The sequence below is a fragment of the Cohaesibacter sp. ES.047 genome (genome assembly GCF_900215505.1).
Lineage (GTDB): Bacteria > Pseudomonadota > Alphaproteobacteria > Rhizobiales > Cohaesibacteraceae > Cohaesibacter.
The window spans coordinates 4,128,471-4,148,803 of sequence record NZ_LT907844.1; the positions used below are offsets into that span (position 1 = coordinate 4,128,471).

Genomic DNA, 20,333 nt, shown 5'->3' on the forward strand with positions numbered 1-20,333 from the left:
CCTCAGCTCATGTATGCGGCAGAGAGCGGATTATTGCCCTTGCGCATCCTGCGGTTCGGTGTCGTATATCCGTCCGCGTTGATGGCGGCACGCATCAAGCCGCCCCGGCGTTCTTCTCGCGGATCTCCATAGGCTTCCCGGATGAGGCGGTCGGCTGTCTTGCCATCGCTGGCGATCGCTTCTGCCAGAAACCCGGCAAGTCCGGTCGAAACAGCCTTGGCGAAAATCGGATTCCAGAGGTGCGGACCGGCGTCCACCCGCATGATCGCGAACAGATCCTCGACGTTCGAATAGATCCGTGTGCCAACTTTCTTGTAGGTCGTGAAATTGTCATCCTCGACGGTCGGATCATCTATGAGGCGATCCGCGCCCAGCACGATGTCTTCGACGGGCAACTGGTGGATATGGCGATAGCCAGCGATTGGCGCGTCAGCCGAGCGGGACAGACGATAGAGCTTTTGCGCAAAAGACCAGGGATAAAGAGCCAGCGCCGCCCGAGCTTCGAGGTTGTAGGCACGCAGCGCCGTGATTCCGCTTTGCACCTCTGAAGACAAGTCTTCCGGAGCCTCAAGGCCAATGCGATTGCAGGCCGCCCGGACAATTTCCAATTCATCGATCATGCGACACCTGTTTGTTCAAACAAAAGGCGGCCCGGCGCATCTGACACCGGACCGCCATTGACCTTGGGAGGATCAGCATAAAGCCGATCGCTTAGGCGGTGGTTTGTGCCGCGATGGCGACCGTCGATGCCGTGACGTTGGTGACGATGTAAGTCTTGAGCGCCGGAGCCCCGTCAATGTCGAGGCCGGCCATGATAATGTCGCCGGTGCGCACGTCATCGGGTGCCAGACTGTTGAAATAGCCAGCCGCTTCAACGGCGGCGGCATCGTCATTGGTGTGGTAGGTGCAAAGCGCCTTCACGGAGCCCGAGCCGGTTCCGATCGCACCAACAGAGGCTAGGCGTTTGAAGCCATCAAGATTGAAAGCCATGGTTTCTCTTTCTCAAATTTGGAGGATGTCGGGATCAGTTCAGAGTGATGTCGGTGGGGATCTTGAAGCGCCCGCGCACCATGCCCTCTGGCAGAAGACCAGCAGCAGCACCTTCGGATTCCATGCGGACCGTCCAGCAGCCAAGGCGGTTGTCCCAGTCCCAGATGGACTTCAGTTTGGTATTGTTTGCCCAGCCGGCCCCGCTGCGGTGATACATCTGGAGGTCATAGTGGCCCTCCTCGTTCTGAATGAAATATTCATTGGGAGCGAGGAAGAAGTGGACACCATTCCAGAACTTGGAAACGGTCGTCTTGCGGAACGACAGATCATCCCCGGTCCAGTCGGCGGAGTTGAACTGTTTGTAGGCCATCGCCTGATTCCAGATGCCCGAAGGCAGCGGGCAGAAGATATTACCATCCCATGGCACATCGGCGGCCTGAAGGGCGTTGCTCATCAGGAGCAGATGCTTCAGCTCGAAGTCAACCGCATTGCCGCCGATCATGCCCGGCAGGCCATTGGCATCGAGATTGGGGGCCGCGCCGACGCCCGTCCCGGGGCTTGAACTCATCCTGGCATTGAACAGGCCAAACAGCTCTTCATCGACAGCACGCCCCAGCGCCTTGGAGCCGGCATCGGAGATGGATTCTTTTTCGTTGGCGGTCATGCGGGACAGGTCGAAGGTGTAAACCTCGTCAAAGGCCTCCCAGGTTTCGAGGTTGGTTTCTTCGCGGCCCTTCTTGGCGTTCATCGGGATGGCAGCCTGTCCGCGCTTTTTCTTGTGCGCCTTGCCCTTGCCCATAATGTTGAAATGGGCCTTCGTGCCAACGATGCTGGCAGCAGCAGAAACAGTGCTCTGCATGAGGAAGCCGCCGGACTGGAATTTCTGGATCACCCCGTTGTTGTATTGTTCAACAAACCAGGTCGGTGCATCAATGCTCATGTCTTCAGCCTTCTATAGCGTGAGTGTCACGCCAGAGGCTCGAAAACCGGCTGCGGAAAAGGGCGGCGCATTGAGCTCTGGCTTGAACCCGATGCTAACGGGCCGGGAATGAGGTCAACCGATGGAGGGGGGGCTTTGGGGGGCTAGTATCCTTAGCTTTTCACTCATTCATGGAAAATGTCGCTCATCGATCTGTGTGATAGCTGTAAAATATCAAACGGTTATGATCTCCCAGTCGTACGCTCGAAAAAACCAATTTCAACCAAATCACTGATAGGTTAAGATTGATTCAGCAAATAGAGTTCAGGCCACGTTTATGTGGGCACAGGCAAACCAAATATGTCAAACACGAAGCATATATTAGCGATGCTCAGAAGCAGAGCCTCAGGAGATGATGAGCAATTTTATTCTATAGCTCTGCAGATCGCCGCTGCTGAAGCAAGACAAGGCCGCCGCTCCACGGCAGACGATTTGCGTTCTGCTGTAGATGAGGCGAGAGCTTTAAAATCGCGAAACGCTAGTGTTGCGATTCCGTTTTCCCAACCACGTGGAGATCTTGAAGCGCTTGTTGATCTCAGAGAGCCTAAGCTGCGCATGCAGGATGTCGTGTTGCACGAGTGTATCAATGATAAATTAAAAGATTTAATTCGTCAGCAAGCCAAACGTGATTGGCTGCGAGAACATGGAAAAACACCAAATCGTAGTGTACTGTTTTTAGGTCCTCCAGGCTCTGGCAAAACCATGACCGCGGAAGCGCTTGCAGGAGAGTTACATCTCCCCTTGTTTGTGATCCGATTGGAATCCCTGATTACAAGATTTATGGGAGAAACCGCTTCAAAGCTGCGTCTGGTTTTTGATGAAACGCTCAAGCATCGAGGGGTCTACTTGTTCGATGAATTTGACGCAATTGGAAGCCGTCGCAGTGCAACTAATGACGTGGCGGAAATGCGTCGAGTGTTAAATTCATTTCTTCAGCTCATGGAACAACCAAACGCGACAGACAGTATATTGTTAGGTGCAACTAATCACCCTGAACTTCTTGATCGTGCTTTGCTTAGGCGGTTCGATGCTGTAATTGAATTTACACCTCCCTCAGAAGAACAGATTAGAGCTCTTATCGAAAAATATCTTAAACCATTAAAACGGCCAAGGCTCGCGTGGAAGAAAATCATACAAGCAGCCGAGGGTCTCAGCCAATCAGAAATTGCACGAGCTTCTGAAGACGCAGTCAAGACTGCTATTTTGGATGAACGCGATTCAATTAAGTCGGAAGACGTTCTAAAGCGCCTAAATGACCGGAGAGAAATGCGCGAAGTATTCTTGAAGGTGGAAAGATAAGGTGCCTGTCCCATGGCTGATTTTGACAAACCACATATCGATATTTCTAGGCGATCTCACACTCGTCAATACCAGGCATCCCGACAGAATATAGGAGGAGGTGCTGCACCGCGCATCCGAGCTCAGCATGGTGAGAGAATTAAAGCTGAAATGCGTGAAGCATTTATTCAAGCAGATGCTATTCGACCGAATGATGATCGATTGGACGAGCCAGAGGGAGTGTTTCTCGAGGTTGACCTCCGCCGTGGAACAAATCCCATAAATACGCTTGAACGCAAAACAAATCAGATCCGACCAGGTGCTATTTCGACAACCCAAGATAATGATCTGCGAGTTGCCTTGTTCGTTCCTGATAAAGCTAGGCCGGTCCTAGAGAGCATTTTGGACGAATATATAAATGGCGATCTGAATGCTCGTTCAGAGCCTCCCCAAAAAGACAAAATTGAACCTATTGAGTCTATTAGGCAAGCTCGTCTGGAGACATTCTGGACTGATGAACCCAACTCTTTACCTGAGAATGCCCAAGACGAAATTTGGTGGGAAGTTTGGTGTTATGCCGAACTCACAGATAAAGTTACCGAAGCCGCCCAAAGCATCAATTGTATCGTATCGGAGGAGCATTATTGGTTAGTCTTTCCAGAAAGCACTGTCATTCCTATCCGTGCTCCTAGAGTTACTATCGAGTTACTTTTGTTTGCAACGGCTGGGATTTCTGAACTTAGGAGAGCGACCGCAAGTCCAGTATTTTTCATTGAGGCTGACCGAGAAGAACAAATCCATTGGACAGAAAATCTTGCTGAGAGAGTAACGTGGCCTGCAAATGATGTTCCATCAGTGTGTGTTCTTGATACGGGAGTAAACCGGGGTCATATGCTTCTAGAACCAGCGGTTTCTGCTGACGACCTATTGACGGTAAACCCAGATTGGGAAGTTGATGATCATGCCGGTCATGGTACCGGCATGGCTGGAATTTCATTGCTTGGTGATTTGGCGCCGCGTCTTGAAGATCTGAGTACGATTTCACTTCTACATAGGGTGGAATCTGTAAAAATTTTACCTCCGAATGGCTTTCCAGACAATGATCCAGGCTCTTATACCAAGGGCGTGAAGTTCTGACTCTTTAGGGATTCCATTTTTAGCACTGGCGTGATTCAACATGGCAAAGGAGATTTTGCCATGTCTGCCGCTTTGATTCTTAGCGATGCTTTTGACGCCGATAGTTTGCGCCGTCTTGCCAAAGGATGCCGCAATGCCAAACAGAGCCGCCGCCTACTGGCCATTGCGGCTGTCTATGACGGCATGAACCGTGCTGATGCCGCCAAAGTCGGCGGTATGGACCGCCAGACTTTGCGAGATTGGGTTCTTCGCTTCAATGAGCAAGGCACCGATGGTCTTGTCGACATCAAAGCAACCGGCGCTCCCATGCGCTTGAGCCCAGAACAGCTCGAAGAGTTTGTTGCTATCGTTGAAACCGGTCCTGATCCTGAGAAGGACGGCGTCTCTGTCTGGCGTAGCCAGGATCTGGTGCGTGTGATCCAAGAGCGGTTTGGGGTCTCCTACAAGGAACGTGGAGTACGGGATCTTTTGCGCCGCATGGGGTATGTGCGCATATCTGGTCGACCTCAACATCCAGAACAAAAGCCTGAAGTCATTGATGCTTTCAAAAAAACTTCTCCGCAACGTTGGCAGCGCATGTAGGCCATTTGCCAAAGAACAAGCCCATCGAGATTTGGTGGCAAGATGAGGCTAGGCTTGGTCAGAAGAATGGACTGGCCCGACTATGGGCAAAAAAGGGAACCAGACCACGTCTGCCAGCCGATCAGCGATATAAAAATGCCTATCTGTTCGGTGCAATATGTCCAGCGCGTGGCGTTGGCGCGGGATTGATGATGCCTTTTGCAAATACACAGGCCATGCAAATGCACCTCGAAGAAGTCTCAAGGACAGTGGCGCGCGGCGCTCATGCCGTGGTGCTGATGGATCGTGCCGGATGGCATACGACAAGCAGACTCAACGTGCCCAAGAATATCACCATCCTCCTGTTGCCTTCCAAATCACCGGAACTGAACCCAGTTGAGAATATTTGGCAGTATCTGCGCGGTACCTTCCTGTCCAATCGGGTCTTCGAAGACTATGCCGCCATTCTTGATGCTGGTTGCCAAGCATGGAAGAGCCTCTCCGCCAACCCAACCATCATCCATTCAATAGGTATGAGAAAATGGGCTCAAGAAGGTCAGAATTATACCAAGGGCGTGAAGTTCTGACTCTTTAGGGATTCCATTTTTAGCACTGGCGTGATTCAACATGGCAAAGGAGATTTTGCCATGTCTGCCGCTTTGATTCTTAGCGATGCTTTTGACGCCGATAGTTTGCGCCGTCTTGCCAAAGGATGCCGCAATGCCAAACAGAGCCGCCGCCTACTGGCCATTGCGGCTGTCTATGACGGCATGAACCGTGCTGATGCCGCCAAAGTCGGCGGTATGGACCGCCAGACTTTGCGAGATTGGGTTCTTCGCTTCAATGAGCAAGGCACCGATGGTCTTGTCGACATCAAAGCAACCGGCGCTCCCATGCGCTTGAGCCCAGAACAGCTCGAAGAGTTTGTTGCTATCGTTGAAACCGGTCCTGATCCTGAGAAGGACGGCGTCTCTGTCTGGCGTAGCCAGGATCTGGTGCGTGTGATCCAAGAGCGGTTTGGGGTCTCCTACAAGGAACGTGGAGTACGGGATCTTTTGCGCCGCATGGGGTATGTGCGCATATCTGGTCGACCTCAACATCCAGAACAAAAGCCTGAAGTCATTGATGCTTTCAAAAAAACTTCTCCGCAACGTTGGCAGCGCATGTAGGCCATTTGCCAAAGAACAAGCCCATCGAGATTTGGTGGCAAGATGAGGCTAGGCTTGGTCAGAAGAATGGACTGGCCCGACTATGGGCAAAAAAGGGAACCAGACCACGTCTGCCAGCCGATCAGCGATATAAAAATGCCTATCTGTTCGGTGCAATATGTCCAGCGCGTGGCGTTGGCGCGGGATTGATGATGCCTTTTGCAAATACACAGGCCATGCAAATGCACCTCGAAGAAGTCTCAAGGACAGTGGCGCGCGGCGCTCATGCCGTGGTGCTGATGGATCGTGCCGGATGGCATACGACAAGCAGACTCAACGTGCCCAAGAATATCACCATCCTCCTGTTGCCTTCCAAATCACCGGAACTGAACCCAGTTGAGAATATTTGGCAGTATCTGCGCGGTACCTTCCTGTCCAATCGGGTCTTCGAAGACTATGCCGCCATTCTTGATGCTGGTTGCCAAGCATGGAAGAGCCTCTCCGCCAACCCAACCATCATCCATTCAATAGGTATGAGAAAATGGGCTCAAGAAGGTCAGAATTAAATGCCGTTGGTATTAAATGCCGTTGGTATTAGGAGCCTCGTGCGAGTTAATGTGCTAAATATAATCATGCGCAACGAATTGTCCAAGAGTGTGTTCTGTTATTGCTACATAGCAAAAATATTGAACGTATCTCCAGCCCAGTGGTTTCCGCCTTCCCCCCCTACTCCCCATACAGCGCCTGAAAACTGGCGTCGTATTTCTTGCGCAGCTCGGCATCATATTTGCCCGAACTGGGGTTGATGCGCGGATCCGCGCCCAGATTTTCAAGCTGCTCTTTGGAGAAGTGCGACGAGGCCCCGGCATCGTTGCCGCCAAGCGGAATGCCGCGCTCTTTTGCCAGCCCCTGCACCGCACGGATGATCATCACGCCCGGTGCCGTTTCGGCCATCCCTTGGAAAAAGGCCCCTGCCCCTTCGGGCAGTTTGAGGGTTTGTGCGATGTTTCCCGCCACGGCCTCGGCGTCGTTGATGGCCTTTTCCGCCACCTTGGCATCACCGCCCAACATGTTGGCCAGAGTGTCCATCTCCTTCTTGGGGTCATAGGCCGGTGCAATCAGCCCTTGGGCCACCGGATCACCAAAGGTGTCATTGATGAAATTCTGGAACACATCCGGCGCAATGCCGTGTTTGAGCGCCGCCGACTTGGCCGCATTGAGGATCGGATCGTCCTTTTCCTCGAAATAGTCTTTCAGTTCATCGCTCGGGCTATAGTCATACCCGGTGATGTCCTCGGGCAGAACCGGCTTGGCGTCACTGATGCCAGCCATGAGCTTGTCGATGGTTTCCTGATCGGTTTCGCCGTGAAAGGCCTCATCAAGCCCCTCAGGGCGATAGAGGCCTGTCGAGTCCCCGCCATGCTCTTCCTGTCCGGAAACGCCCTCAGCGCCTTCTCCTGCCCCATTGGCGGCCTCTTCGCCCCCGTTGCCTGCGTTTCCGTTGCCAGTGCCATCTTCGGCGGAATAAAGGATTGTGGGCGAATAGGTGGTCATCAGATGCGTCATGCTGCGTCTCCTTTGTCTGATGGATCGAACCCGACGGCTGCCAGGTCAGTGAGTAGTGCGTGGACGACGGTGTTCTGACCGTCCCTGTAGGCGGCCATAACGCCGACCTGATCGGCTGACAGGCCTGCCTGTGCGAAATTGACGGGTGGCCGCCCCAGCGTGCCTGCGATCATGTGATCAAGGACACGCCGCCCCTCGGGTGTCGCGAAGATAGCAAGCAGGTCGTGGCGATAGCTATTAGCTATAGCCTCTCGCCGCGCCTGATCTTCCTTGGCCAGCTTCTTGCGCTCCGGATGGCCAAAGGTGCCCATGAGGTTGTCCAGCGCTTCCCAGCTGTGGTCGCCTTGCAAATTGCCGATCATGTCCTGTAGCTGCATCCCGGTTTGCGACATCATGTCCCCTCGGTGGTTGGTTCTCCGGCTGCCATGGCTTGCGCGGCCATTGCGGCCATATTGGCCTCGGCTTCCTGCTCGGCCATTTCGGCCCGTTCCTTGGCGGTGATGATGAATTGCGAGGGCACGCCCAGCTCATGGCCAATATGCTCAAGCGCATCCTGAAGCCGCGCGACCGACGGTGCACCGTCCTGCAGGATGGCCAGAACCATGTCGATCCATTGCACGATCTTCTCCAGCCGCTCCGCCGCGCGGGCCGTAGCCAATGGCGAGGAGATTTTGACCTTCACCAAAACCTGATCGATTGGAATGGCATTGGGGATCAGCCCCTTGTTGTAGGCGATCTCGATCAGGCGGCGCGCCAGGGGCACGATGATTTCATAGACCAGACGGCCAAACGCGCCCGTATGGTCCGATGCGAGCCTTTTGACCCTTTGCAGGATCTCGGTCGCAGAACGCACCGAGGCCCCGTCTGGTGGCAGGCTCTGATCCATGAGAGCGGCCTGCACGGCCATGCGAAGGTCATTGAGGATGATGTTGTTGGTATCCAGATTGGGATCCTGCATTCGGTTGATGGTCGGTCCAAGCACCCCGCCGTTGCGGGCCACGCGCCAGATCGCACCGGATTCGATGGCGCTTTGATCTGGGTTGAAGACGCCATCATCAACGGCGGTCCAAATGCCCATCAGGGCAATGGCCGCCGCTTGCAGGGTGAGACTTTGCGCCGTGTTCAGCGTCTTAATGGACGGCATGGCCAGCATGATCGGGCCTCGCCCGAATGTTTCGCCCGGAACGCGGAAATAGCGAGGGGTTAGCCAAGGATTGGTCAAGGTCTCTTGCCGGCGGATGATCACATCATCGCAATCCACCCATGTGACCGTGACCCACTTCTTTGCCTTCTTGTCAAAGGTGGTGGCAACGCGGAGCAGCAGTTCATGGTCCTTGTTGTCTTCCAGCTTGGCCTTGAGATTGGGGCCGAATTTCTCGTGCTCTTCCCAGAATTCGTCGCGGATTTCCCAACTGTTCCATTTGCGATCCCAGAAGATCCCCGCGACGTCGCCGTATGGGCCGGACAACAGCCGCAATTCATCAATTGGCACGGTGATAAACCGCGCCGGCCTGTCTGTGTCCTCGCCTTCAGGGATATACATCGCGCCGGTCGAGGCGGCCAAATCCAGCGCCATTTCATGAAACGCAAGATCGAATTCGCCATTGCTGGCCATGCCGGTGATAACGGACGTTGTCGTTTCCAGATGAGGCCGCAGCTCGGTCTTGACCTCCTCGGACAGGATGTCACCGGGCGCAAGGCGGAACATTTCCTCTGAAACAAAATCCTGCCAGAGACGACCGGCAAATCGAAAGGATCCGACAATGGCGGTCTGGTCAAAGGCCTTGTTGACGCGCTTCTGTCCCTTGCCGTCAGACGATCCTTTCCGGTAGGGGATGGCATAATCAAAGGCTTCATCCAGCAGGGGCTTGAATTGGATATATTCCTTGTTTGCCCGCTCATACTGGCGCTTCAGCTTGGTGATGGTCGCCCCGTCGCCCGACGCCTTGTCAGGTTTGGGTGGCTCTATGGCTGGCTTTTTTCTGGATTTGGCCATGGTTCAGCCCAGCGTGCTTTGGCCGCCGGACGTGCCGATAAAGGTCAACAGCCGGTTGCCCATGGCAGACCGCCCACCCCCCTTGGCCTTTGCCTTGGTCTGGTCGACTTCAGAGGAGGCCTTGGCCAGCGCCGCGATTTGCTTGTTCTGGTTTTCCTTTGCGATCTTCTTTTGCAGTGCCACTGCGCCGTTGTCGCCGCCCCCGAATAGTCCTGACATACCGCCAAATCTCCACGCCTTGAAAGGTGTCATGCAGGGAAAAACCACAGAGGCGGGCAATGCGAGCTCCGGCTTTTGTGGCAATCCTGACTTCGATTTCAGCATAGGGCGCGCGCTGCAAGGTCAACCGTATGGCGCGGACAATGAGCTTGAGGTGGTGGCTGGCGGCAGGACGGGCCAGAAACCATGCCTCGGCGATGCCATCCCCGCGCAGCCAAAGGCCCGCCACGATCACGGCCTCGCCATCATCGCCCCGCAAGGCCCATGTATCGGACATGGCTCTCTGGGCCTTCAGACACTGCCAGACGATGGATTGGCAGCGGCCAACACAGCAGGCAATGTCATAATTGGACGCGGGACTGACGATCTTCATGCATATTTGTGCGGATCAAACGTCCGCCCCCCTTTGCCAGTGGACTGGGAGGCTCTGCTTTGGCCGTGGTTTCGCGATCCCATGCCCGTCACGGATGGCCGGCCACGATAGCCAAGCACCAGATATTGAAGCCCGTCATGCGGGTGGGAATATTCGTTCTTGTCCGGTTGAAGCGCGAACTTCTCGGAGCCGGTCGAGAGCTTCTTGAAACGATAACCCGACATGAAGCCGCGGATCAGGATCCGGCAATGGGGCGATACCAAAAGCCGCGGGGATTGCCCGTCGATGAACTTGGTCAACTCGCCTTCCACGGCGCCAAGCCTCAGGCCCAGTTCGTTGGAGCCATTGGCGGGAATGAGGATCGGCATGCCCAGGGCCACTTGCATGGTTTCGAGCCATGACTGTTCGCCCCCTTCCCGATCGGCCCCATATTGGCAGGCTGGATCAGCCCAGGGCCGAATGTCGCTGCACATGGGATAGCGGCGCTCGAGAAGATCAAGCAGCATTTCCGAGAAGCGCGCGGCACCATAGCCCTGCCCCGGAACCAGTTCGTCAAGAATCCGGATTTGACCATTTGGCATCGGTTGCCCGAGGATCGCCGCCGGATTGAGCGCCGCATCCATCCCGATCAACAGCGGCAGGCCTTCGACTGGATCCAGTTTCTTGGCGGCGACATGACGGGTCTGGTCAAAGCTGCGATAGACCGGCAGGCCCTCACGGCTATAGCCATATTCGTTGTGCACCATGCGGCGCACATACCAATCGGGTTCGGCTTCCGCGATTTTCGAGTAATAGTCCGGCTCAAGCCGGCTCAGGTTCTCGGCATTGGGCGAAAGGCCCGATGGTTGCCGGTACAGCCGTCTGTGTGGCGCGATATTTTCAACCAGATCCTCATAGGTCCAGTTGTCCATGTCCGGGGCGTTATAGTCACCGAGGATGGTCCGAACGCGCTGGGCACTCGGGTCTGCCAGATCTTCCTTCTTGGGATAGCGCCCCGTGCGCTGCTCCATATAGCGCAACACGTTGCTGGCGAGCGTATCAGCCTCATTCATCCAGCCGCCCGAGATCTCGAGCCCGCGAAGGATGTCCTCAATCGAGGCATCCCCGATGCCAAGGAACATGGTTTCCGCTTCGACCTTGAGCCCGCTTGGCAAACGCCATCTCAGCGTATGCGTTGCCGGCCTGTCGTTGCCGCCCGTCCAGCTCGACCCGGGATAGTCCTTCGAGAACCATTGCTTCCAGCTGTTCAGCACGGTGCGCTCAGCATCGCGAAAGCTGGTCCGGACCACAACAAACCGGTCACGGATCCAGCCATCCTTACACGGCGGCATCCTTGCGGCCGCCAGCACACGGGCAAAGACGCAAGAGACCGTCTTGCCGCCCCCAACGGGGCCCATGATGAACTTGGACATGATGTCATCACGGATGAAGGCACTGGACACAGGTCCGGCCGGCTTGAAGTGGTAGGGATCGAAATCTTCGTCTTTCTCGTACTGCTGAACAAGCTTGCGAATATCGACATTGTCCGGAGCGACAAGATTGGCTTCGCTTTTGCCTGGGAATTGATAGCTCATCCCCTCACCCCCTCCATGGCACTTTGGTTTGGGCCAATCCCCAACCCCCGACCTATGGCCCCGAAAAACGCGACATTTTCAAAATCTCCCGATCCAAAATCGGAAACGGTGTGGCCCGCCATACCCCTATATGGGGGGGTGGGGGGTGCTTCGGGGGAAGGCTCGCCCGCTGACCGGCCTTCCCGTGCCCCTGATGATCGAGCAAGCATACCCAAGGACGAGGGGAAATTTTTCTCGGAGGGGTCTTCAAAATGTGCCGGTCCCCCATCAATGGCACCGGCTTCCTTCTGATAATCTATCAGTAGGCACATTTGCTATTCCCCCTTGTCTTTCAATGACTTGGCTACTTCATGAGACATGGAGCCGTGAGACATGCTGCTTTCATTATCGCTAAGCGATTGATTTTGTTGACTTTGATCTTCGAGCGCCTGACCGATCGAAAGACTGTCCTCATTCGCCTGGTCAACACCGGATTGACTGCCATCGCCCAGGTCGATGAACAGCATTGGCAGTCGTTCATCGTTGTTCTCGGTCTGCAATGGCTTCTTGCCGTACATGTAGGGCGTCACCTGATCGGCCACCTTGGTCTGCATCGCGACGATCTCTGCAATGGATGGCACACCGTTCAACGTTCCTGCCCGATAGGCTTCCTGAGCCTTATCCGCCTCGATGCCTTGCGTCTTTGCCTGCATGACCACGAACCAATGATGCAGGTCGAGCGGATGACTGGACAGGATCTCGCCCTGGAACAACAGCGGATCCCGAAAGCCTTTGGACTGGTAGAGCTTGCCAATCGCCTCGGTTTTCTTGTTGATCGCGCCCTTTGGCCTGCCCGGACCACGACTTTCCACCCGCGCAGCCGGGAAAACCGCCGTCGGCGTGCTCTCACACCCGTCTATTTTGCCGGTTTGAAGCAGGTCCAGTTGTTCGATATCGTCAGTCATGTCTCTGATTTATCTCGATATTTTATTCAAACGAGCAGACCGCAGAGCGGATCTTGTGAGTGTCCGGGGACACCTGAATGCCTTGGTGTCCCCGCAAGTGTCCCCGCAATTTATCAATGAACCCAGATACTTAACTCTATAGTTCCACTAGGGACACTAGGGACACCAATATCTCTATACGTGCGCGCGCGTGTGTTACGTGAGGACTGTTTTGGTGTCCCTAGTGGAACCGTCGCCTAACCCTCTGATTTCATGTTGAAATGTCGGGGACACCAAGGATTTCCAAGTGTCCCCGGTGTCCCCCAAAGTGTCCCCGGGCTCATCTGAACGGGAAACACTTCCGCAGCCATTCGACCATAGCGCCGCTCACCCCTGGTCAACTGTCCGCCAGCCCGGCAGGGCTTTTGCCCTCTTGCAAAAGCCATGACGTGGCGCGGTCCACTTTTGAAAGAAAGGGTCGGGGTATTGAGGTCAAAAAAAGGAGGTCTGTATCTTGCCGGTGGGTCAGGGAGACTGTTACAGCGACCTATGCCACGACGTCGTTTCAACGCTCCAAGGTATTGACACAAAAATAACTCATAGTTATATTCGTGACGTATCAAGGACACGAAGCAGACATGTACCAAGTCGCCTACAAGTCGCAGGCAGTGAAAGCGTTGAGACGCATACAGCCAAAGCGGGCCAAGACCATTCGCAACGCCATCAATTCGCTGGCTGAAGATCCGGATAGCCCAGCGCTGAACGTCAAGCCACTGTCCGGAAGAGATGGATTTCGATTGAGGGTTGGGGACTATCGCGTCCTGTTTGATCGGGATGATGGCATCAAGATCATTTCCATCGAGAAGATCGGCCCCAGAGGCGACGTGTACAAGCGCTAGGAGTGAAACATGGCAGTTCCAAACATCATTTATGACGAAGCAGGTCGCCCTTCCAAGGTGGAGTTGAGCTGGGAAGACTATGTTGCTCTGGATCCGAGCGCCGCTGACATCACCCTCTCCGATGAAGAGCTTTATGACAAGGCCAAGGCCGAAGAAGGCGAGTATTTCCCGTCCCATGTGGTCGATGCTCTGCTGGACGGCGAGAACCCCGTCAAGGTCTATCGCAAATATCGCGGCATCACCCAGAAGCAACTGGCTGACTCTGTCGGCATCAAGCAGGAGATGATCTCCCTGATCGAAAGCGGCAAGCGCCAAGGCTCTATCGACACGGTCAAAGCCCTTTCTGATATCCTCGGAGTGGATGTGGACGACCTGGTCTGACATCACCCCACCTCCTCTGCATAGGCCTCGAAGGCCGTCAGGTTGATCAGTGTCACGCGTCTGGACACGCCGCCGATCTTCACCTTGTTGAATTCCTTCCGGTATTCCGCGATCTCTGGCGGCCCTTGCCTGAGGGCATAGGTCCAGACGCCATTGCCCCAGGGCATACCCTCGAACAGGTTCGTCAGGTTCGGGCCCTTGTTCGGGATCGCCAGAAAATCGCTTGCAGCATCGATCTTGTTCTGCCCTCTTGGCAGCAGCCCCAGATCCACTTGCGCCAGCATTTCCCGCGTCTTGCCAATGTCGAGATAGCTGTTGCCGTTGTCGCGATAGCCTTCCAGCAACGCCCCGATGGTGTGCTGCATTCCGCCGCGCCAGGCATCAACACGACTGGTCAGCAGATGCTCGAGACAGGCCTTCCAGTTCTCTTCAGCCGTTTCTTTCTCCGATAGTCCTTGCGCAGCCAGCGTCTCACTCCAACCGGACAGATCATCCACCCTGTATCCAGCCTCATCCATGCCTTCATCGCCCAGAATGAGGTGTGCAAGCGCAAGGAAGGTGCCGTAGGTGTCTTGCCCCCGGCTGTCGTGATCCCCCTCGCGTAGCGCCTCGCGATAGGCCTGCCACGTGCCTTCAAACAGATCCCATTGATCCACGAGCCGGCGCATGATCTTCGCCCCGGTGTGCTTGTCCAGCTTGGGCAAGTCCGTCACCTTGGACGGATCCAGCCGATCAATGGAGATCACAGCCATGCGTGACAGATCCTGAGGCTCAAGCGGTGGCGGATTGATGGCCGAGAACAGAAAGGAGGATCGCGCCTGAAACTCAACACCGGAGTGATCCTGCCCCCCGCGCAACATCAACCCACCACTGGACGCAAGCCGCGCCAGCTTGACCACGGCATTCACCCGCCTGTTGTCGGCCGCCGCTTCAAGCTCATCGATGGCGATGGGCAATGATCCATTGCCAACCCGCTGATAGATGCCGGCAGCCGTGGTGTCTGGCGTGGATACAAGTCCATTGCCGAGCACCTGGCTAACGATGTCCTGCAGCGATGACTTGCCGACGGCCTTGTCGCCGATCAGGAACATGTGCGGCCGCCATGGCAAGGCACCACCCAGCATCCCGGTCCCGAGCCAGCCCAGAAACAACAGCGGATCAACGTCCGGCCGCCGCCAGTTCCATGTCTTGAGCAGGCGAAACAGATCCCGTGCCGGATTGTCCTCGTGGCCAACGGCTTCTTCCCATGGCCCGTGGATCCTTGGCCGCCTCGGGTAGAAATTCTGCCCTTTCTCGCCCGTGTCATAGCGCCGGCCATCGATCCATAGGCAATCACCACAATGGATGATCAGCTCGCCATCATCGCCGCGCCAGGCACCAAGGCCGCGCACCTTTTCGACCGCATTCCAGAGCCCCTTGTTGTCTGCGGCAGTGTAAAAGGTTTCCCGCACCTTTTCGGCCTTGAAGCCCTGAATTCCGTTGTCTTTGCTATAGGCAGGCCACGCCCAATAGGCATAGCCGATGTGACGACCAAACAGGCGCTGGATGAAGGCCTGCCCGAAGCTCGATGGCGACACGGCGGCCAACTGCCCCATGGCATCGATCAGAAAGATCGTGTCTCCGTCCATGCCGAGCGGCTGCACCGGGCAATCCGGCGGCAGACCATTTTCATCTGGCACCCATTCACCTGCATAGGCGTCGCCGCGCGTATAGTCCGGCGCCATGGGAATGGGAATGGCCTCCTTGCGCCGTTCCTGCTCCCGTGTCGCCTCTCGAAGCGCCGGCATCACCGCATCCCGAATTTTCTGCACACCCGATGCCGTCACGATGCACCCGCCTTCTTTGTCTATTTATTGGTCTTTGGGTTGCGTGCGCCGCCGCGTTGCGGTTTGCCCTGATGGGCAACGGGTCGTTCGCCGATCGACATCGGGCTTTGAAGATCCTCACTCACCACCGGAGGCGGGGTTTGGGTGCCTGCTTCCGTCTCCCCCATATCCACTTTGGTCTTGGGCATTTCCGCTATGGCTTTCAGCGCCGCCGCATGCACCGGATCCTTGACCATTGGCGGCTCATCCGGCGCATAGGTCTGATCCTCGAGCGGAATGGGCTTGCGCTTCTGCGCCACACGTTCAAGCCGGGCCTGCTCTTCCCGCTGCCAGATTTCCAGATCGACAAACACCAGCCGGCAGGCCTTGGCAAACAGGCGATAGGCTTCCCGCACTTCGTGGGATTGCTCGAAATAGCTGGACGCCGGCGCGTCATGCAGCGCCAGTTCAGCGGCCTTGCGGAACAGCTGCTCACCGGAGACATTCTCGGGCCGACCGCACACATAATCCGCCATCATTTCAAGGTCGGCTTCTGTGTCAGCCCCCTCTTCCAATGACTGAAACATGCGGTAGTAGAGCTCCTGCTCTTCAGGGCCTCCATCCCGCATTTGTGTCACCAGAGCCAGCGCCGCAACATGGCCAACGGCCATCGCCACGCTCTTTGCATTCACGTCCATCACGGACCGCACCTGCGCTGTCGTTTCATTTGTCATGATATTACCCTTGTTTGGGATGAGCCTTCTTGCTGCGAAAGTCATGCGATTGGCCCCAGTTCGGTCAGGTCCAGAACCAGCGGAACGGGAAAGCAGGCAATGCCCTTCTTGCCCTCGGCCAGAAGCACAATCATCGGGTCTATCTTCCAGCTTTTCACGACCGGTAACCCGAGCAGTTCCAGCGTCTGATCCTTGATGTCCACCACGTCTATGAAATTGGTGTCATGGTTGCGGCTGGAGAGCACCAGCGCTTTGGCCACATGCCCGTTGATCACCCATTTGTCAGGCGCTTGCCCTTTGCCTCGGGCGCGGGTCAGGGTTTCCCGGAACAGGTTTTTGGTGGCAGTGTCCATCACGCAGCCCTCCCTGATTGGCAATAGGGTAAGACTCGCGTATTGGTGGTTCTATGGAAAACGGGAATAGAAACCACAAATGGATTATTGAGGTAATTGCTGGGGCCTTGCTTGCAGCATTTGTGATCGTTTTGTTTCTTGTTTTTGGATTTTTTATTTTGAAGGGCGGAGATTTTGGCAGTCTTGCTGATTGGATAACTGCAATAACGGGTATTGGAGCCCTTGTGGCTGCTGGTTATGCCGCGCTTTCCTCCAGCCGCTGGATGCGCAATCAATGGCATCAAATGCAGATGCAAAGTAATATTGCGTCTATCCAGTTGTTCGATTTGCAATCTGAAAGATTGAGGGGAGACATCGCTGATTTTTCTTTGAGAACTAAAAATCTTAGAATACTGGAGAATATACACAAAAATTATGTGCAGCTTATGAGCTGTAATTTTGGTAGTTTTCTTATGCTGGCCCCTAAATTTTCGGCATCCTACAGGGCGGCAAAATCTGCTATGGACATGATGTCGGGTGCTTCTTCTGTTTACTTTATTAACAGTGACTATGACAAAGAATATGGTGCGGAAATAAACAAAATACTCAGATATCAATACAGATATACTCACATATTTGGCGAAGATTCTGGTGTTGTTTTTGAAACACTGAAGAGCGCTGCGAATGGAAAATTCAGCGAAGACATCGGAGCTGTTTTTAAAAAAATTTCTAAGAGTGTTAAGTTCGACATCTATTTTGATGAATCTGGTAGTGAAACAGAAAAACTTAAAGAAACTCAGGCTGCAATTTCGCGATTGAGAACGTTCTTTAATAAAGAAAAAGAGAAACTCCGCTCCGAATACAATACCCTTCAAGAAAGAAGGGGGGTAATTATTGATGAGATTAGCCGCGACCATCACTCCCCCCTCAACAAATCATTGAAATCCTTGCCCGATGACGAGCTGACCACGGAGACGGGATAGCCCGCCCCTCAACAATTCATACCAACGGCATTTAATTCTGACCTTCTTGAGCCCATTTTCTCATACCTATTGAATGGATGATGGTTGGGTTGGCGGAGAGGCTCTTCCATGCTTGGCAACCAGCATCAAGAATGGCGGCATAGTCTTCGAAGACCCGATTGGACAGGAAGGTACCGCGCAGATACTGCCAAATATTCTCAACTGGGTTCAGTTCCGGTGATTTGGAAGGCAACAGGAGGATGGTGATATTCTTGGGCACGTTGAGTCTGCTTGTCGTATGCCATCCGGCACGATCCATCAGCACCACGGCATGAGCGCCGCGCGCCACTGTCCTTGAGACTTCTTCGAGGTGCATTTGCATGGCCTGTGTATTTGCAAAAGGCATCATCAATCCCGCGCCAACGCCACGCGCTGGACATATTGCACCGAACAGATAGGCATTTTTATATCGCTGATCGGCTGGCAGACGTGGTCTGGTTCCCTTTTTTGCCCATAGTCGGGCCAGTCCATTCTTCTGACCAAGCCTAGCCTCATCTTGCCACCAAATCTCGATGGGCTTGTTCTTTGGCAAATGGCCTACATGCGCTGCCAACGTTGCGGAGAAGTTTTTTTGAAAGCATCAATGACTTCAGGCTTTTGTTCTGGATGTTGAGGTCGACCAGATATGCGCACATACCCCATGCGGCGCAAAAGATCCCGTACTCCACGTTCCTTGTAGGAGACCCCAAACCGCTCTTGGATCACACGCACCAGATCCTGGCTACGCCAGACAGAGACGCCGTCCTTCTCAGGATCAGGACCGGTTTCAACGATAGCAACAAACTCTTCGAGCTGTTCTGGGCTCAAGCGCATGGGAGCGCCGGTTGCTTTGATGTCGACAAGACCATCGGTGCCTTGCTCATTGAAGCGAAGAACCCAATCTCGCAAAGTCTGGCGGTCCATACCGCCGACTTTGGCGGCATCAGCACGGTTCATGCCGTCATAGACAGCCGCAATGGCCAGTAGGCGGCGGCTCTGTTTGGCATTGCGGCATCCTTTGGCAAGACGGCGCAAACTATCGGCGTCAAAAGCATCGCTAAGAATCAAAGCGGCAGACATGGCAAAATCTCCTTTGCCATGTTGAATCACGCCAGTGCTAAAAATGGAATCCCTAAAGAGTCAGAACTTCACGCCCTTGGTATCATTGAGCGAGCTGACCCAAGCCAGAAACACCTTTACGTACCGCTGTCATTCAGAGCAGATATTCTTTCCCCTAGGCGCAAAACATCTCATCTAACACGGAAAATTCATAGGGTATGCATCTATCAAAACGGCAAGGATCAGTGCGTCCAGTTGCCATCGATGCGGTTGGGCGAGAAATTGTCGGCGTAGGCCTTGATAACGCGTTTCCGGGGCTTGGGTTCGATAACCTGATACTCGATCCCGTGCCGCTCGGCATAGGCGATGGCATCGTCCTTTGTGGGAAAGGACATTGCAATCTGCTGCTTGGTGTCGGAGGAGCTGGTGTGGCCCATCAGTGGTTCAACAGAACGGGCACTGGTCTGATCAAACTTGAGCTGCCAATCGCGGCTGCGGGCGGAGCCCGACTGCATGGCATTTTTGGCTGGCCGGAAGATGCGTGCTCTGGTCATGCTCGATTTCCTCATCGTCGCCTTTGGCGGTAGATCAGACGCTTCCTTTGCGATTGCTTGCCGTTTGATTGAAATGGTCGGAGCGAGAGGATTCGAACCTCCGACCCTCTGGTCCCAAACCAGATGCGCTACCAGGCTGCGCTACGCTCCGACACATGCCCCGTTGGGATTAACGTGTTTTCCCTTGGGCACAATGGAGCCTGCTTAGCAACAGCAGCAATGGGGGGCAAGCGCAAAAACGCGCGCGATCCTTATTTTCACTCATTGGGTGTGAACAATTGGTGTTTGACAAAATCGCCCGGCCGAACGCCGGTTCGAGCGACAGTTCCCTTTGTGACCTCAAGAACATAGCGGACTGAGCCGCCCGACCCTATTATCGATTCGGATAAGGGCGTTGTTCCAGTGACAATATGGTGGATACGCCCTTCCTTGGTGATGAACAGCATATCAAGAGGGATATAGGTGTTCTTCATCCACATATAGACCGGGGCAGACTGGGCAAAGTCAAACAGCATGCCGTGATCGTCGGCCATTTTGGTTCTATACATCAGACCCTTGGCCCGCTCTACATCGGTCAGCGCGAGTTCGACCGTAAAGGGATGGTCGCCAGTGCTGCTGGACAGGATGAGATGATCGTCGCGCGCGAGCCAGGCGTCTTGGTCGTCAGGGGCGAAAGGTGCAGGTACCTCAGTCACGCGGCTGTCCTTGGCGATCGATACGGAAGGAGCGACCAGCGCCGAGCATCCGATCAGACAGACCAGCAGCGCACCGAAGATCTTTACGATCTGGCGACGATAGCGTGAAACACGGGGCGTGCTATGCAT

Annotated in this window: 22 protein-coding genes and 1 tRNA gene; 7 read left to right on the forward strand and 16 right to left on the reverse strand. The window is 54.7% G+C overall.

Annotated features, from left to right (window positions below; genetic code table 11):
- Positions 1-2 precede the first annotated feature (2 nt).
- The 3 genes from CPH65_RS18915 to CPH65_RS18925 form a co-directional block, all read right to left on the reverse strand.
- Positions 3-620, reverse strand: a complete 618-nt coding sequence (locus CPH65_RS18915) for a hypothetical protein (RefSeq protein WP_096175297.1) — start codon at positions 618-620, stop codon at positions 3-5.
- A gap of 91 nt (positions 621-711) precedes the next feature.
- A complete protein-coding gene (locus CPH65_RS18920) occupies positions 712-990 on the reverse strand; it encodes a hypothetical protein (protein ID WP_096175298.1) in 279 nt (92 codons plus the stop codon).
- Positions 991-1,024: 34 nt separating this feature from the next.
- On the reverse strand, positions 1,025-1,930 hold the full coding sequence (locus tag CPH65_RS18925; protein ID WP_096175299.1) for a phage capsid protein: 906 nt from the start codon (positions 1,928-1,930) through the stop codon (positions 1,025-1,027).
- A gap of 339 nt (positions 1,931-2,269) precedes the next feature.
- Here CPH65_RS18925 and CPH65_RS18930 point away from each other — a divergent pair, with 339 nt between their 5' ends.
- From CPH65_RS18930 to CPH65_RS18945, 4 genes are all read left to right on the forward strand, one after another.
- Positions 2,270-3,268, forward strand: coding sequence for an AAA family ATPase (locus CPH65_RS18930; RefSeq protein WP_096175300.1), 999 nt, complete (start codon positions 2,270-2,272; stop codon positions 3,266-3,268).
- A 12-nt stretch (positions 3,269-3,280) separates the two neighbouring features.
- The gene (locus CPH65_RS18935; protein WP_096175301.1) at positions 3,281-4,384 is read left to right on the forward strand and encodes a S8 family serine peptidase; all 1,104 of its coding nucleotides are present in this window, start codon (positions 3,281-3,283) and stop codon (positions 4,382-4,384) included.
- 60 nt (positions 4,385-4,444) lie between these two features.
- A protein-coding gene (locus tag CPH65_RS18940; RefSeq protein WP_096175302.1) for an IS630 family transposase occupies positions 4,445-5,532 on the forward strand; the annotation gives its coding sequence in 2 pieces (ribosomal slippage) (positions 4,445-4,949 and positions 4,949-5,532; 1,089 coding nt in all).
- A gap of 60 nt (positions 5,533-5,592) precedes the next feature.
- Positions 5,593-6,659 (forward strand): IS630 family transposase gene (locus CPH65_RS18945; RefSeq protein WP_096171592.1). Its coding sequence is split into 2 segments (ribosomal slippage): positions 5,593-6,097 and positions 6,097-6,659, totalling 1,068 coding nucleotides; the frame shifts between segments, so codons are not numbered across the junction.
- 160 nt (positions 6,660-6,819) lie between these two features.
- Here CPH65_RS18945 and CPH65_RS18950 read toward each other — a convergent pair.
- From CPH65_RS18950 to CPH65_RS18980, 6 genes are all read right to left on the reverse strand, one after another.
- Positions 6,820-7,659, reverse strand: coding sequence for a hypothetical protein (locus tag CPH65_RS18950; RefSeq protein WP_096175303.1), 840 nt, complete (start codon positions 7,657-7,659; stop codon positions 6,820-6,822).
- Complete coding sequence (locus tag CPH65_RS18955) at positions 7,656-8,051, reverse strand: hypothetical protein (RefSeq protein ID WP_096175304.1); 396 nt, start codon at positions 8,049-8,051, stop codon at positions 7,656-7,658. The genes CPH65_RS18950 and CPH65_RS18955 overlap by 4 nt, the downstream gene beginning before the upstream one ends.
- Entirely contained in the window at positions 8,051-9,655 is a 1,605-nt protein-coding gene (locus CPH65_RS18960) for a portal protein (protein WP_096175305.1), read from the reverse strand. The genes CPH65_RS18955 and CPH65_RS18960 overlap by 1 nt, the downstream gene beginning before the upstream one ends.
- Positions 9,656-9,764: 109 nt before the next feature.
- Complete coding sequence (locus tag CPH65_RS18965) at positions 9,765-10,247, reverse strand: hypothetical protein (RefSeq protein ID WP_096175306.1); 483 nt, start codon at positions 10,245-10,247, stop codon at positions 9,765-9,767.
- Positions 10,244-11,821, reverse strand: coding sequence for a hypothetical protein (locus tag CPH65_RS18970; RefSeq protein ID WP_096175307.1), 1,578 nt, complete (start codon positions 11,819-11,821; stop codon positions 10,244-10,246). The genes CPH65_RS18965 and CPH65_RS18970 overlap by 4 nt, the downstream gene beginning before the upstream one ends.
- Positions 11,822-12,135: 314 nt before the next feature.
- Positions 12,136-12,765, reverse strand: coding sequence for a hypothetical protein (locus CPH65_RS18980; RefSeq protein ID WP_096175309.1), 630 nt, complete (start codon positions 12,763-12,765; stop codon positions 12,136-12,138).
- A 590-nt stretch (positions 12,766-13,355) separates the two neighbouring features.
- Between CPH65_RS18980 and CPH65_RS18985 the strand changes: the two genes are divergently transcribed.
- Together CPH65_RS18985 and CPH65_RS18990 are read left to right on the forward strand one after the other, a co-directional pair.
- Positions 13,356-13,643 (forward strand): type II toxin-antitoxin system RelE/ParE family toxin, encoded by a 288-nt coding sequence (locus CPH65_RS18985; RefSeq protein ID WP_244574453.1) that lies wholly within the window; start codon positions 13,356-13,358, stop codon positions 13,641-13,643.
- Positions 13,644-13,652: 9 nt separating this feature from the next.
- Positions 13,653-14,024, forward strand: a complete 372-nt coding sequence (locus CPH65_RS18990; protein WP_096175311.1) for a helix-turn-helix transcriptional regulator — start codon at positions 13,653-13,655, stop codon at positions 14,022-14,024.
- A gap of 2 nt (positions 14,025-14,026) precedes the next feature.
- Here CPH65_RS18990 and CPH65_RS18995 read toward each other — a convergent pair whose 3' ends face one another.
- Genes CPH65_RS18995 through CPH65_RS19005 form a run of 3 tightly spaced genes read right to left on the reverse strand, consistent with a single transcriptional unit; the run spans position 14,027 to position 16,916 of the window.
- On the reverse strand, positions 14,027-15,811 hold the full coding sequence (locus CPH65_RS18995) for a hypothetical protein (protein ID WP_157747808.1): 1,785 nt from the start codon (positions 15,809-15,811) through the stop codon (positions 14,027-14,029).
- 59 nt (positions 15,812-15,870) lie between these two features.
- Positions 15,871-16,563, reverse strand: coding sequence for a hypothetical protein (locus tag CPH65_RS19000; RefSeq protein WP_096175313.1), 693 nt, complete (start codon positions 16,561-16,563; stop codon positions 15,871-15,873).
- Positions 16,564-16,604: 41 nt separating this feature from the next.
- On the reverse strand, positions 16,605-16,916 hold the full coding sequence (locus CPH65_RS19005; RefSeq protein WP_096175314.1) for a hypothetical protein: 312 nt from the start codon (positions 16,914-16,916) through the stop codon (positions 16,605-16,607).
- A gap of 53 nt (positions 16,917-16,969) precedes the next feature.
- Here CPH65_RS19005 and CPH65_RS19010 point away from each other — a divergent pair, with 53 nt between their 5' ends.
- The gene (locus tag CPH65_RS19010; protein WP_096175315.1) at positions 16,970-17,878 is read left to right on the forward strand and encodes a hypothetical protein; all 909 of its coding nucleotides are present in this window, start codon (positions 16,970-16,972) and stop codon (positions 17,876-17,878) included.
- A 31-nt stretch (positions 17,879-17,909) separates the two neighbouring features.
- Here the strand turns inward: CPH65_RS19010 and CPH65_RS19015 are convergent.
- The 4 genes from CPH65_RS19015 to CPH65_RS19030 all read right to left on the reverse strand — a co-directional run bounded on the left by CPH65_RS19015 (position 17,910) and on the right by CPH65_RS19030 (position 20,333).
- Positions 17,910-18,976 (reverse strand): IS630 family transposase gene (locus tag CPH65_RS19015; protein WP_096171592.1). Its coding sequence is split into 2 segments (ribosomal slippage): positions 17,910-18,472 and positions 18,472-18,976, totalling 1,068 coding nucleotides; the frame shifts between segments, so codons are not numbered across the junction.
- Positions 18,977-19,197: 221 nt separating this feature from the next.
- Entirely contained in the window at positions 19,198-19,509 is a 312-nt protein-coding gene (locus CPH65_RS19020; protein ID WP_157747809.1) for an ETC complex I subunit, read from the reverse strand.
- Between the two features lie 74 nt (positions 19,510-19,583).
- Positions 19,584-19,660, reverse strand: a tRNA-Pro gene (locus CPH65_RS19025).
- 106 nt (positions 19,661-19,766) lie between these two features.
- A complete protein-coding gene (locus CPH65_RS19030; protein WP_096175317.1) occupies positions 19,767-20,333 on the reverse strand; it encodes a DUF192 domain-containing protein in 567 nt (188 codons plus the stop codon).

Bases quoted from the DNA above. Each gene is read 5' to 3' on its own strand.
- CPH65_RS18990 (WP_096175311.1), top strand. From the start codon at position 13,653: ATGGCAGTTCCAAACATCATTTATGACGAAGCAGGTCGCCCTTCCAAG.
- CPH65_RS18970 (WP_096175307.1), bottom strand. From the start codon at position 11,821: ATGAGCTATCAATTCCCAGGCAAAAGCGAAGCCAATCTTGTCGCTCCG.
- CPH65_RS19020 (WP_157747809.1), bottom strand. From the start codon at position 19,509: ATGACCAGAGCACGCATCTTCCGGCCAGCCAAAAATGCCATGCAGTCG.
- CPH65_RS18915 (WP_096175297.1), bottom strand. From the start codon at position 620: ATGATCGATGAATTGGAAATTGTCCGGGCGGCCTGCAATCGCATTGGC.
- CPH65_RS18920 (WP_096175298.1), bottom strand. From the start codon at position 990: ATGGCTTTCAATCTTGATGGCTTCAAACGCCTAGCCTCTGTTGGTGCG.
- CPH65_RS18930 (WP_096175300.1), top strand. From the start codon at position 2,270: ATGTCAAACACGAAGCATATATTAGCGATGCTCAGAAGCAGAGCCTCA.
- CPH65_RS19010 (WP_096175315.1), top strand. From the start codon at position 16,970: ATGGAAAACGGGAATAGAAACCACAAATGGATTATTGAGGTAATTGCT.
- CPH65_RS18960 (WP_096175305.1), bottom strand. From the start codon at position 9,655: ATGGCCAAATCCAGAAAAAAGCCAGCCATAGAGCCACCCAAACCTGAC.
- CPH65_RS19005 (WP_096175314.1), bottom strand. From the start codon at position 16,916: ATGGACACTGCCACCAAAAACCTGTTCCGGGAAACCCTGACCCGCGCC.
- CPH65_RS18950 (WP_096175303.1), bottom strand. From the start codon at position 7,659: ATGACGCATCTGATGACCACCTATTCGCCCACAATCCTTTATTCCGCC.
- CPH65_RS18965 (WP_096175306.1), bottom strand. From the start codon at position 10,247: ATGAAGATCGTCAGTCCCGCGTCCAATTATGACATTGCCTGCTGTGTT.
- CPH65_RS19030 (WP_096175317.1), bottom strand. From the start codon at position 20,333: ATGCATAGCACGCCCCGTGTTTCACGCTATCGTCGCCAGATCGTAAAG.
- CPH65_RS18995 (WP_157747808.1), bottom strand. From the start codon at position 15,811: ATGCCGGCGCTTCGAGAGGCGACACGGGAGCAGGAACGGCGCAAGGAG.
- CPH65_RS18935 (WP_096175301.1), top strand. From the start codon at position 3,281: ATGGCTGATTTTGACAAACCACATATCGATATTTCTAGGCGATCTCAC.
- CPH65_RS18955 (WP_096175304.1), bottom strand. From the start codon at position 8,051: ATGTCGCAAACCGGGATGCAGCTACAGGACATGATCGGCAATTTGCAA.
- CPH65_RS19000 (WP_096175313.1), bottom strand. From the start codon at position 16,563: ATGACAAATGAAACGACAGCGCAGGTGCGGTCCGTGATGGACGTGAAT.
- CPH65_RS18925 (WP_096175299.1), bottom strand. From the start codon at position 1,930: ATGAGCATTGATGCACCGACCTGGTTTGTTGAACAATACAACAACGGG.
- CPH65_RS18980 (WP_096175309.1), bottom strand. From the start codon at position 12,765: ATGACTGACGATATCGAACAACTGGACCTGCTTCAAACCGGCAAAATA.